The organism is Staphylococcus borealis (assembly GCF_001224225.1).
Classification (GTDB): Bacteria; Bacillota; Bacilli; order Staphylococcales; family Staphylococcaceae; genus Staphylococcus; species Staphylococcus borealis.
The window spans coordinates 197,732-210,933 of the sequence record NZ_CUEE01000003.1; the positions used below are offsets into that span (position 1 = coordinate 197,732).

The 13,202-nt window shown below is 33.1% G+C and carries 13 protein-coding genes and 1 other annotated feature; of the genes, 2 read left to right on the top strand and 11 right to left on the bottom strand.

The window, feature by feature from the left end; genetic code table 11:
* Positions 1-105 precede the first annotated feature (105 nt).
* Positions 106-285, top strand: coding sequence for a hypothetical protein (locus tag AK212_RS05315; protein ID WP_053029580.1), 180 nt, complete (start codon positions 106-108; stop codon positions 283-285).
* Positions 286-342: 57 nt separating this feature from the next.
* On the opposite strand, the gene AK212_RS05320 is transcribed toward AK212_RS05315, so the two are convergent.
* The 5 genes from AK212_RS05320 to AK212_RS05335 all read right to left on the bottom strand — a co-directional run bounded on the left by AK212_RS05320 (position 343) and on the right by AK212_RS05335 (position 6,188).
* The gene (locus AK212_RS05320; RefSeq protein WP_053029581.1) at positions 343-624 is read right to left on the bottom strand and encodes a hypothetical protein; all 282 of its coding nucleotides are present in this window, start codon (positions 622-624) and stop codon (positions 343-345) included.
* 78 nt (positions 625-702) lie between these two features.
* Entirely contained in the window at positions 703-1,380 is a 678-nt protein-coding gene (gene radC, locus AK212_RS05325; RefSeq protein WP_053029582.1) for a RadC family protein, read from the bottom strand.
* 15 nt (positions 1,381-1,395) lie between these two features.
* A complete protein-coding gene (locus tag AK212_RS14005; RefSeq protein WP_080365526.1) occupies positions 1,396-2,091 on the bottom strand; it encodes a prepilin peptidase in 696 nt (231 codons plus the stop codon).
* Positions 2,092-2,283: 192 nt separating this feature from the next.
* Complete coding sequence (locus tag AK212_RS05330; RefSeq protein ID WP_053029583.1) at positions 2,284-3,546, bottom strand: bifunctional folylpolyglutamate synthase/dihydrofolate synthase; 1,263 nt, start codon at positions 3,544-3,546, stop codon at positions 2,284-2,286.
* Positions 3,547-3,557: 11 nt separating this feature from the next.
* The gene (locus AK212_RS05335; RefSeq protein WP_053029584.1) at positions 3,558-6,188 is read right to left on the bottom strand and encodes a valine--tRNA ligase; all 2,631 of its coding nucleotides are present in this window, start codon (positions 6,186-6,188) and stop codon (positions 3,558-3,560) included.
* A 44-nt stretch (positions 6,189-6,232) separates the two neighbouring features.
* Positions 6,233-6,451: a binding site (T-box leader), on the bottom strand.
* 56 nt (positions 6,452-6,507) lie between these two features.
* On the opposite strand from AK212_RS05335, the gene AK212_RS05340 reads away from it, so the two are divergent.
* Entirely contained in the window at positions 6,508-7,062 is a 555-nt protein-coding gene (locus tag AK212_RS05340; RefSeq protein WP_053029585.1) for a DNA-3-methyladenine glycosylase I, read from the top strand.
* A 211-nt stretch (positions 7,063-7,273) separates the two neighbouring features.
* Here AK212_RS05340 and AK212_RS05345 read toward each other — a convergent pair whose 3' ends face one another.
* From AK212_RS05345 to AK212_RS05370, 6 genes are all read right to left on the bottom strand, one after another.
* The gene (locus tag AK212_RS05345; RefSeq protein WP_053029586.1) at positions 7,274-8,350 is read right to left on the bottom strand and encodes an AbrB family transcriptional regulator; all 1,077 of its coding nucleotides are present in this window, start codon (positions 8,348-8,350) and stop codon (positions 7,274-7,276) included.
* A gap of 80 nt (positions 8,351-8,430) precedes the next feature.
* On the bottom strand, positions 8,431-9,714 hold the full coding sequence (hemL, locus tag AK212_RS05350; protein ID WP_053029587.1) for a glutamate-1-semialdehyde 2,1-aminomutase: 1,284 nt from the start codon (positions 9,712-9,714) through the stop codon (positions 8,431-8,433).
* Positions 9,715-9,738: 24 nt separating this feature from the next.
* Positions 9,739-10,713: a porphobilinogen synthase gene (gene hemB / locus AK212_RS05355; RefSeq protein WP_053029588.1), complete on the bottom strand. Its 975-nt coding sequence runs from the start codon at positions 10,711-10,713 to the stop codon at positions 9,739-9,741.
* Entirely contained in the window at positions 10,703-11,383 is a 681-nt protein-coding gene (locus tag AK212_RS05360; protein WP_053029589.1) for a uroporphyrinogen-III synthase, read from the bottom strand. Before AK212_RS05360 ends, hemB begins: the two co-directional genes overlap by 11 nt.
* A 26-nt stretch (positions 11,384-11,409) precedes the next feature.
* Positions 11,410-12,342, bottom strand: coding sequence for a hydroxymethylbilane synthase (gene hemC / locus AK212_RS05365; protein ID WP_053029590.1), 933 nt, complete (start codon positions 12,340-12,342; stop codon positions 11,410-11,412).
* A 31-nt stretch (positions 12,343-12,373) separates the two neighbouring features.
* The gene (locus AK212_RS05370; RefSeq protein ID WP_053029591.1) at positions 12,374-13,186 is read right to left on the bottom strand and encodes a cytochrome C assembly family protein; all 813 of its coding nucleotides are present in this window, start codon (positions 13,184-13,186) and stop codon (positions 12,374-12,376) included.
* Between the last annotated feature and the right edge of the window lie 16 nt (positions 13,187-13,202).

Here is a 13,202-nt window from a genome sequence, read left to right on the forward strand (position 1 = left end):
TAAGCATGAAAATGGTATGCACTAAAGTATGATACCAAATTAATCAAGAATGTTTTATAATATAACTATATTATTGTTTATGGATATTCATGAGGAGTGTTGATAATGAGTATTGTGAGTATCATTTTAATTGCATTACTTGTGATATTGCTATTTAGGGTTGGTTTTGCAATTCTTAGATTTGTAATATCTGCAGCCTTAATACTATTAGGATTATATTTAGGATATCAAGGTATACTTTGGATTATGGAAAATTTCCAAGTATTATCCGCCTATATTCAATAAATTGGAAACTAGCCATGCATTATCACTTATCATAATTGATATTGCAATGGCTAGTTTTTATTTACGAAATGTATGTCTTAGATAGTTAAATAATTTATAAATGCTAGATAGTAATATCCCCCATATAGCCCCTGTAATTAACGAAGCTAAAATTAATGTAGCAATATTTATATCTTGGCCACTAATCAACACGCCTAGCACGGTAAATATCGCAATGCCTATCATAGAAAGAACAACTGTAACAAGCATTTCTTTAAGTCCAATGGTGTATTCTTTAATTGTAAGTCTTAATACATATATAACTGGTATCAAAATCCCAATGATTAAAAATAATGTCATAAAGCACCTCTATAAAATTTTTCAAACACAATTATACAAGATGATTAATCATTAAAACAAATCATTCTTTAAATTGACTTATTCAAAATAACCTTCTTCCACTAAACTTGCATATTTCTGATCTCCAATAATAATATGATCAAGGACTTGAATCCCTAATAATTCACCGCAATCTTTTAATCTTATAGTAGTTGCTATATCTTCTTTAGAAGGTGTGACATCGCCAGAAGGATGGTTATGTAATACGATAATGGCATTACTAGATGCTCTAATAGCTGCTTTAAAGACTTCTCGTGGATGAATAACGGATGCATTCAATGTTCCTTTATAAATTGTTTCTTCTTTAATCACAATATTTTTAGAATTTAATAAGAGTACAACAAAATGTTCTTGAGTCAAATCTTTCATCTTTGACATCATAATATCTGCAACGTCACTTGGAGATGTTATTTTAATCTTTTCACTGAGGTCTCTAGCATACATTCTCTCACCAAGTTCAAAAGCAGCTTTAAGAATGACTGCTTTATATAATCCTATTCCTTTAATTTTTGTAAAGTCATTTATTGATAAATGTTTGAGCGCTTTTAAACCATCAAAACGTATGATTAATTCATTGGCAATATCTATACTTGAAAATCCTTGCCTTCCTGTATTAATAAGAATTGCCAACAACTCACTATTAGATAAGCTTTTCTCTCCATTATGTATGAGTCGCTCTCTAGGTAATTCAGACTTTGCCATACTTTTAATTCTCAATAATTATCAACCTTTCTATAAATACATTAGTGTGGAATGGTATAAACAGCTTGCAAATATAAATCCAATAAACATAAATGGTACAAATGGAATATACGTTTGCTGTTTCGTGATGAGTAAAACTGAAGATACGATAATAGCAATAAAAAGCGTAAAGAGTAAAAATATTACGTAAAAATGATAAGGGAAAAAGCAGGATAAAATGGTTAAAAGTAGTATATCACCATAGCCTATGTGTTTAGGGGATAAAAAATAAAATACATGTAATATGAAGAAAAAAATAATAAATGTGGAAAAATAAAATATTGAGTGTGCCGTACACACTATCGCGAAGAGAATTAACATAAATACATTAATGGATAATGTTTCTATATCATAAAGTGCCATGGTCAGTAAAAATAAATACGTGGAAATGAAAAGCGGTAAATGCACTTGGACGTCGAAATAAATAATTATCGGAATCAGTATAAACGATAAGCATTCTCCTATAATATAATGACGTTTTAACTTATTGTGACAACAAGCGGTGTTCCCTCTTAAAATAAAAAAGCTAAGTATAGGTATTAGAACAAACCATTGTAATTTCGAGTCACAATAATCGCATTTAGAACGCATTATTAGATAATTGAATTTTAATTGCGTCATATTTGTCAGTTGATATAAAAAACTAAATAGAACACTGCAAACAAAAGACGTTATTAGCACTAGCATCACCTATAATAAGTATAACGCTTCCCCTATAAAAGTAAATAAGTTGTGTGATTTATATTATAAATAATATATAGTATTTAAAAAACAGGGAAAAATTGAAGCGGTTTTTCAAATTATCGTTATAACTAAAATTCCCAAGTCAACTAGGTATTTTTAGTCACCTAGACAACTTGGGAATAAACTACTATAAATTTAAAACTCAGTATTACTTTTTACTTCACTTATAAAATACAAACTACCGGTAATTAATAGCCCGTCACCATCGTAATTCTTTATGAACGACACATAGTCATCGATGAATTCAATATTTTCTAGATTTACTTGTTCGGACAATTCCTCTTTAGTTAGTGCTTTAGGGAAATCAAATTCAGTGAAATATAAGTGATTTGATATTTCTTCAAGTTTATTAAGCATACCGTGAACCGGTTTACCTTTTATGGCTGAGAAAAGAATATCCATTTTTTCATTGTCATAATAATTTTTGATAGTATCAATTAGCGCTTCAATACTTTCATTATTATGCGCACCATCGATAATCATTAGTGGATTCTCTTTGACTTGTTCAATGCGACCGGTCCATGTAACACTCTCAATTGCATCAATCATCTTATTAAAATCCAAAGTGATAACATCTTGCTCGTAAAGTTCTATCAGTGCAGTAATGGCAAGAGATGCGTTTTCTTTTTGATGTTCTCCAAGCATATTTAGAATAATTGTTTCGAGCTCATAATCTTTATATCGGTAAGTAAATTCATCATCCTGTGAAACCACAACGATTTCACGATCAAGTTCAATAGGTTTTGCTTCAGTACTCTCTGCAAGATCACGGATATATTTAAGTGCTTCCTCATTCTTAACAGCATAAATGACAGGTGTATTCGGCTTGATAATTGCACCTTTATCTTTTGCAATGTCTAAATATGTGTTACCTAATATATCTGTATGATCTAATCCTATACTTGTAAGTACTGAGAGAATTGGATTAAACACATTAGTGGAATCATTTTTTATACCTAATCCCGCTTCAACAACAACGAAATCAACTGGATGGATTTGACCAAAGTAAACGAACATCATCGTTGTGATGATTTCAAATTCAGTAGCGCCACCTAATTCTGTTTCTTGTTCTAAAGCTTCACTAATTGGTTTAACTATTTCAACTAATTCAACAATTTCATCATTTGTAATTGGAAGTCCATTTAAACTGATTCTTTCGTTGAACGTTTCAATAAATGGAGAAGTGAACGTTCCTACTTCATAACCATTTTCAACTAAAGCGGCTCTTATATAAGCGACAGTTGAGCCTTTACCATTTGTACCACCAACATGTATGCCTCTGATATTTAATTGAGGATTATTCAAACGATCTAGCATCCATTCCATACGTTTTACACCGGGTTTGATACCAAATTTAGTTCTCTCATGTATCCAATACAAACTCTCTAGGTAATTCATTGGCGATTCTCCTATGCTTTTAATTGTTCAATTCTGTTTTTCACACCATCATATTTTTCTTGATAACGTTGCTGTTTTTCTTTTTCTTCGTTGATGATTTTTTCAGGCGCTTTATTAACAAAATTTTCATTAGATAATTTTTTATCAACACGATCTAGTTCTTTTTGTAATTTATCTAATTCTTTTTCTAAGCGTGCAATTTCTTTATCCATATCGATTAAACCTTCTAAAGGCAATACAACTTTACCAGCAACTACTACTGCAGTCATCGCTTTTTCTGGTATATCAATATGTGTATCTATCGTTAATTCACTTGGATTACAGAATTTATGAATATAATCTGCATTTTCAATAAGTGTTGCTTTAATATTTTCATCTTTAGCTTGAATGAAAATAGGAATAGCTTTTGAAAGTGGTGTATTCACTTCAACACGTGATTGTCTTACAGATTTGATGATTTCAACTAATTGTTGCATCGTTTGTTTACTATCTTCAAAGATATATTCTTCTTTAACAGTTGGCCAAGATGCTTTTACAATTGTTTCTCCTTCATGCGGAAGACTTTGCCATATCTTCTCAGTGACAAATGGCATGAATGGATGTAACATTCTCATCGTTTGATCAAGTGTGTAACTTAAAACAGAACGTGTTGTTTGTTTTTGTACCTCATCATCACCATTCATTGGGATTTTACTCATTTCAATATACCAATCACAGAATTCATCCCAAATGAAGTTATATAATGCTCGACCAACTTCACCAAATTCATATTTCTCGCTTAAGTTTGTAACTGTTTCTATTGTTTCGTTTAAGCGAGTTAGTATCCATTTATCTGCAAGTGATAAATTACCACTTAAGTCGATATCTTCGAATTTAAATTCTTCTCCAATATTCATTAAACTGAAACGTGCACCGTTCCAAATTTTATTAATGAAATTCCAAACGGATTCTACTTTTTCAGTAGAGTAACGTAAATCATGACCAGGTGATGATCCTGTTGCTAGGAAGTATCTGAGACTGTCTGCCCCATATTCTTCAATAACATCCATAGGGTCTACACCATTACCTAAAGACTTACTCATTTTTCGACCGTCTTCAGCTCGAACTAATCCATGAAGTAAAACATCATTGAATGGTCTTCTATCTGTAAATTCCAGACCTTGGAATATCATTCTCGCAACCCAGAAAAAGATAATGTCATAACCCGTTACTAACGCATTCGTAGGATAGTAGCGTTTGTAATCGTCGGCTTCGATGTTTGGCCAACCTAAAGTTGAGAACGGCCATAACGCACTTGAGAACCAAGTATCTAATACATCTTCATCTTGTTCCCAATTATCAATGTCTTTAGGTGCTTCTTCTCCAACATAAATATCTCCTGTTTCTTTATGATACCATGCAGGAATTTGGTGTCCCCACCATAATTGTCTAGAAATCGTCCAGTCTCTAATTTCTTCCATCCAGCGATTGAAAGTATTCTCAAAACGTGGTGGATAAAAATCAATGCGATCATCCGTTTTTTGATTATCAAGTGAACGTTGTGCTAGTGGTTTCATTTTTACAAACCATTGCGTAGATAAGTACGGCTCAACAATAGCACCAGAACGTTCAGAATGCCCAACAGAGTGAACGTGCTCTTCAATTTTAATAACTAAATCTTGCGCTTTTAAGTCTTCAACTAACTGTTTACGGCATTCGAAGCGATCTAAACCAGCATATTTACCAGCTTTATCGTTCATTTTACCATTTTCATCCATGACTATAATATTTTCTAAATCATGTCGTTGCCCAATTTCAAAGTCATTTGGATCGTGTGCAGGTGTAACTTTCATTGCCCCACTACCAAAATCAATATCAACATATTCATCAGCTAATATTGGTAATTCACGACCAACAATAGGTAATATAACTGTCTTTCCAATTACATCTTTATAGCGGTCATCATTTGGATTTACTACTATAGCAGTATCTCCTAACATTGTTTCAGGTCTTGTTGTTGCGATTTCAATATACCCTTCACCATCAGCATAAGGATATTTAAAATGATAAAAATGACCTTGAACATCTTCATGAATGACTTCAATATCTGATAGCGCAGTTCGAGCTTCGGGATCCCAGTTAATAATACGTTCTCCACGATAGATGATACCTTTATTGTATAAGTCAACAAAGACTTTTCTCACTGCTTTACTTAATCCGTCATCCAAAGTAAATCGTTCTCGACTATAATCAAGTCCTAATCCTAATTTAGCCCATTGTTGGCGAATAAATGATGCGTACTCCTCTTTCCATGACCATGCATGTTCTAAGAACTTTTCACGCCCAATATCGTGACGCGAAATGCCTTGTTCTTTTAATTTAGCATCTACCTTAGCTTGAGTAGCAATACCAGCATGGTCCATACCAGGTAAATATAAAGTGTCATAACCTTGCATACGTTTCATTCGCGTAATGATATCTTGTAACGTTGTATCCCATGCATGTCCAAGATGTAATTTACCTGTTACATTGGGTGGTGGAATTACAATTGTATATGTTTCTTTTGATTTGTCTTCTGAGGGTTTGAAATAACCATTCTTTACCCATTCTTCATAACGCCCAGCCTCAACTTCGCGTGGATTATACTTAGGCTCCATGTTCATCGATTAAAAACCTCCTAATAATTAAAAAAACATCCTCCTAAATAACATAGGACGGATGTTCCGTGGTACCACCTAAATTCAAGCATATATCCATATACTTGCACTTAATTTGATTAACGCTCAAACACGCTTTTATCTACTTATTAATTGTTCAATAAAAGTTCTAGTGGGCTACCTTCAGATTGAATGTTATACATATTTACACCGACCATATGCTCTCTGTGCTATCATTCAAACTTACTCTTCCCAATAATATATTTCATTACTTAATTATAGTATAATGGAAATCGTGATAAGTCAATCTCTTGGAGGTATATTTATGAATGAATGTGCATTTAGCACAATAGACCCGACTTACTTAGATTATCATGACAATGTCTGGGGACAACCTATATATGATAGTAAAGCCTTATTTAAACTAATGGCTTTAGAATCTCAACATGCTGGGCTATCATGGCTCACTATATTAAAAAAGAAGCACTCATATGAAGAAGCATTTTACAACTTCGAACCAAGCAAAATTGCACAAATGACACCAAGTGATATTGATGCATTAATGGAATTTCCAAATATTGTTCATAATCGTAAAAAGTTAGAAGCCATTGTGTCACAAGCCAAGGGCTATTTCGAAATAGAAAAAGACTATGGTAGCTTTAGCCACTTTCTATGGTCTTATGTAAATCACAAACCCATTGATTTAAACTACACAAATGCTTCGGAAAGATTAACCGTAGATGATCGTGCTAAGCAATTGTCTAAAGACTTTAAAAAATATGGCTTTAAGTTTCTTGGTCCAGTAACTGTATTTTCATTTTTAGAAGCGGCTGGGTTATATGACGCTCATTTAAAAGGATGCCCATCTAAACCTTCATAAAATTAATATGGGGGCGGAACAGAAATAAAGTACATTCGTTGTCCCGCCCCAGCTTGCTTAGCTTGTAGCTTTTTATGATGACATTCACTTAGCTAGGACCCGGCTAGCAAAGATAACTAGGTTTGTTAAACGTTTGATTTAAGCATCTTCTTAGTTCAATCGGCTACTGTAAATTTACCAAGTAATATTATCTAACTATTTTGCTCCAACCTCATCTTTTTTTCAGAAATTTCGATATACCACCACGTAAGAAAAAGCCAATGATAGGTGCTACTACAAATAAAATAAAAAAGATTCTAAATATATGGAAACTAGAAATCATTGCCACATCTGCCCCAGTTGCCATTGCGACTAAAACTATTTGACTCATACCTCCCGGCGCCCCACCTAAAAATAATTCATTAATATTATTATTTGTAAACAGATGCACAACGTATACCATGATAAATGATCCAATGATTAAAAAGACATTTTGATAAATTATAGCTACGGCAATACGACCTTTTAAATCTGAGAGTAAATTGGCAATCTGTAGGCCGATTCTAATCATATAGATCACTTGTGCAGAAGCAAGGATATAGTTATCCAGTGTAAATATGTGTTGTGTCGTCAAATTCCAAATAACCAAAACTAATATAGGCGCTAATAATTGTTTAGTAGGAAAATTAATTTTCGCCATAAAACTATAAACAATGGCAATACAACACACGAGTAATATAACTTGCGATAAGTTAAGTACTTCTGTTAATGGTGGTGCTTTTAGAGGCGTTACGCCATTATCACCATGGCTACTAAAGAAATATGAAATCATTGGTACTAATATCACTACAAAAATGACTCGAGACGTTTGCGTTAAACTCACCACGAGTATATTTGCATTTTTATTTTCCTCAGCCATGATTAACATTTGACTTAATGCACCGGGTATAACACTTAATATCGCCGTTTCAGTGTTAACATTTGCTATTTTCTTAAAAAAGAATGCTATCAGTAGCGATAAAATGATGAGTAATAGTGTAACAATAATAATTGTCAGCCAATCATCATTGATATCATGAAGCACTTCAGTTGTGAATGTCGATCCGATTTGAACACCTAATAAAATAAGACCAATCTGACTGAACCAAAAAGGCCATTTAACCTCTAATTTAAATACTTTAATGACAATTATTGATGCAATAATAGGACCAAACATAAATGGTAAAAGAATGTGTGCAACATGCAGTATCAAGCTTATTACAATTGCTGTCACTAAAAGAATAAAGTTATTGATCCATATTTTTTTCATTATGCATCCACTTCTTTCATTAAAAATGAGGTTAAGACATCATCGAGTTGAAAGTCCTAACCTCATTCTATTTCATAACATTATACAATACGACTTAGAGCAGTATCAAATGCTTGGATGGTTTTTTCAATGTCTTCTTTACTATGTGCTGTAGATAAGAAAGTACCTTCAAATTGAGATGGTGGTAAGAATACCCCTTCTTTTGCCATTTCACGATACATTTGACTAAATCGTTCTAAATCACTTTTATTTGCTTCTTCAAAATTAGTGACAGGTCCTTCATTTAGGAAGTATCCAATCATAGAACCAGCTCTATTTATAGTGATTGGGACGTTATGTTTACTGAAGACTTTTTTAAGTCCCTCTTCTAACATATCACCTAATTCTTGGAAATATTCATATGACTCAGGTGTTAATTGACTTAGTGTTTCATAACCACTTGTCATCGCTAACGGGTTACCTGAAAGTGTTCCTGCTTGATAAATATTACCTACTGGCGCAATTTTATCCATTATTTCTTTTTTACCACCAAAAGCACCTACTGGTAGTCCGCCACCGATAACTTTACCTAAGCAAGTAAGATCTGGCGTAATACCAAAGTAACCTTGTGCACAATTGTATCCTACTCGGAAACCTGTCATAACCTCATCAAAAATAAGAAGTGCACCATAATCATTTGTAATATCACGTAATCCTTGTAAAAATCCATCTTTAGGTGGAACAACCCCCATATTACCTGCAACAGGCTCTACAATAATACCAGCTATATCATCCCCGTAATTCTCAAATGCAACTTTAATTGCATCAAGATCATTATAAGGAACGGTGATTGTATTTTTAGCAGTGCCTTCAGGTACACCAGGTGAATCAGGTAAGCCAAGTGTTGCAACACCAGAACCCGCTTTAATTAATAATGAATCACTATGGCCGTGATAACATCCTTCAAATTTAACGATCTTATTACGTCCTGTATAACCACGAGCCAATCGTAAAGCTGCTAATGTTGCTTCAGTTCCAGACGAAACCATACGTACCTTTTCAATTGATGGCACGCGTTCGATAACTAATTCAGCAAGTTTATTTTCCTCTAATGTAGATGCACCAAAACTTGTGCCTCTATCTACAGCTTCATGAAGTTTTTTAATGACTTGTTCATTCTTATGTCCTAAAATTAATGGCCCCCAACTTAATACATAATCAATATATTCATTGCCATCAATATCATAAATTCTTGATCCTTTAGCATGATCCATAAAAATTGCTGGTGTATCTACAGATTTAAATGCTCTTACAGGGCTATTAACACCACCTGGCATTAGATTTTCAGCAACTTGCATAGCCTCTATCGATTTCTCGTAACCCATATCAAAGTCCTCCTACTAGTTATTTTATTTATCTAAATAACGACAAATGTCTTTAGCAAAGTAAGTAATAATCATATCTGCGCCAGCGCGTTTCATAGAAACCATTTGTTCCATAACAACACGTTCTTCATCAATCCAACCATTTTGAGCTGCAGCTTTCGTCATCGCATATTCACCACTAACGTTATAAGCGATAACAGGAATATTTGTATTATTTTTAACATCTCTAACAATATCTAAGTAACTTAACGCAGGTTTTACGATCATCATATCTGCGCCTTCTTTTAAGTCACTTTCAAGTTCACGGAATGCTTCTAAACGATTTGCAGGATCCATTTGATATGTTTTTCTATCTCCAAATGACGGTGCAGAGTCTGCCGCATCTCTGAATGGTCCAAAGAAGCTTGATGCGTATTTAATGCCATAACTCATAATTGGAACATTATAATAACCTGCGTCATCCAAGCCTCTTCGAATTTCAGCGACAAAACCGTCCATCATATTACTTGGTGCAATAATATCAGCACCTGCTTCAACTTGTGAAAGAGCCGTTCTAACAAGCAATGGTAAGGATTTATCATTATCTACATCATGCGTATGCTCATCGATTACACCACAATGACCGTGGTCTGTATATTCACATAAACATGTATCTGCAACGATTAATAAATCTTGATGCAATGCTTTCGCTTTTCTAGTCGCTTCTTGAATAATGCCATTATGATCATATGCACCTGAACCTACATCATCTTTAGCATTCGGCACACCAAAGAACATAATCGCTCTTATACCTAAGTCATATGCCTCATTAATTTCATCATCTAACAAATTTAAACTGATTTGATAAACGCCAGGAAGTGATTTTATTTCACTTTTTACATCATCTTTTTCAACTACAAATATTGGGTAAATTAAATCTTCTTTTCTAACATGATTTTCTCTAACTAAATTACGCATTGATTCTGATGAACGTAATCGTCTATGTCTATCAAATTTCATTATTATACCAACTTTCAATAATTTTATTTATAAGCGATTCTGAAGTTTGTTTATCTGCTACCAATGAATTTAAACCATGTTGATGTAATGTGTTCGCAGTTTGCTTTCCTATTGCAAAATAGTTATTAAACTGTTTCGGCACATTATGCTTTACATATGCGTTTACAGCAGAAGAACTTGAAAACGTTATAGCATCAATCTTATGACTTTCGACTTGTTGAATCACTTCACTAATATGTCTATCATTCGCAATAGGTTCATATAAATCGATTTTGGTCACACTATTAGTTAGTGCTAACGTTTGATGAAGTTTAGGTCGCGCCATAGCACTACTTGGTATTAAAATAGATTGATTTTCTTGTTTAAACTGTTCTAACAACCCTTCTTGAGAGTAATCATCAGGAACAAAGTCCAAATTAATATTTAACGTTTCACATAGCTCTGCTGTTTTCTTACCAATAACTGCTACATAGTTAACATCTACTTGATTTAAATATTGATAAAATAATCGAACCGCATTTTTAGAGGAAAAAATAATCCAGTCATAATTATGATGCAAAACTTGAGTGTCAAATTCAAGTGATTGAATTTCAATAAATGGCTTATGCACTATTTCAACTAAATCACTATTAAATTCACTCGATTGCGTCATAACTACAACTGGTTTCATAATTCATTGCACCTCTATAATTTGGTTTAATGCGATTGTTCTTCGTTTAATTTTTTTATGATGTCATAAGCGCCTTGCTCTTTTAATACACGACTGACTTTTTCACCTAAATCAATTGGATTGCTACCAACTTCTGTATGTTCATATCTTTCTGAGCCATCTGGCGTCATAATGAGCCCAGTAAATTCAATTTCCCCATTTTCTTTGTTTGTGGCATAACCACCAATAGGTACTTGGCAACTTCCATCCATAGCCGAAAGGAATGTTCTTTCAGCAGTAACACAGTCTGCTACTGATTGATTATGGACTTTCTGCAATAATTCTAATAACTCGGTATCATCACTACGACATTCAATACCTAATGCACCTTGGCCGATAGCTGGTAATAAAACATCTTTATCTAAATACGTTGTAACGATGTCATCTGACCAACCCATGCGTCTCAATCCAGCAGCAGCTAAAATAATGGCATCATAATCTTCAGTTTCAAGTTTGTGAAGGCGCGTGTCAATATTACCTCTTATCCATTTTATTTCTAAATTGGGATATTTAGATAAAATTTGAGCACCACGTCTTAACGAACTTGTTCCAATTATACTACCGTCTGGTAATTCATGTAATGGAACATGATTTTTTGAAATATAAGCATCAAACGGTACTTCCCTATCTGGAATACAACCTAAGGTTAAACCTTCAGGTATGATGCTCGGCACATCTTTAAGTGAGTGAATCGCCATGTCGATATCTTTATCAAAAAGTTCTTGCTGAATCTCTTTGACGAATAGCCCTTTACCACCAACTTTAGATAGTTGTTTGTTTACAATGCGATCACCTTTTGTGACAATCTCTTTAATTTCAATTTCTAGAGTTGGATCCACTTCTTTTAACTTATCGATAAATTGTTGGCTCTGTGTTAAAGCAAGTTTACTTCTACGTGAGCCTACAACTAATTTGCGCATACTTGTTGCCTCCTAATGACATTTAAAAAATTTAAGTGAAATGCGTTGTAAAAAATAAATTAACCATACATAAGCAAAATAACACAATGTTAAAGTAGATTAAATAAATTGTTTTAAACCAGTGATTAATACGACTTATTAAATAAATAGCGTAGAAAATGGTAATAATTGACGATAATACCACTTTAGGGTCAGCAAAGATACTATGACCTATGGCATACACGCCCCACTGAGCACCTAGGATAACACTTAAAATTAAGATGATGAATCCACCTAAAGATGAGTAGAACACAACGGTTTCAAGTGTAGCTACGCTACCAATCCTAAAATACTTTTGATCAAAATTCTTCTCCCTCAAATTTCGGTACTGAATAATATAAAGCAACGAATTAACAAAAGATAAAGCAAAAAATGCATAACTTAATACTGCTAATCCAATGTGCACTAACAATAATTCATTAATAACTGCGACCCGTTGCACGTTTGTTGAATAATGTTCAGGTTGAAACGTATTCATCATTAATAAGATAAATCCTATTACATTAAGAAAAAACACAGAAAAACTTAATACTTTGACAACATTTAAAATCAATGCAATACATATGATTATCCACGATAAAAAGAAAAATACATCAAATAACGAACTTAAAGGAATTCTATTATGTGAAGTGATATAAACAGACAAAGAGATTGTTTGTAATATCCAAACAATCCCTAATGTATAAATTCCCAATTGTCTAATTTTATGACTCTTTTTAACGAAGTCAATAAAATAACAGAGAATACTAATTAAATATATAATTAATATTATTTCATGAAATCTAATAAACAGGGTCTCTTGCATATTATCACCATATAAA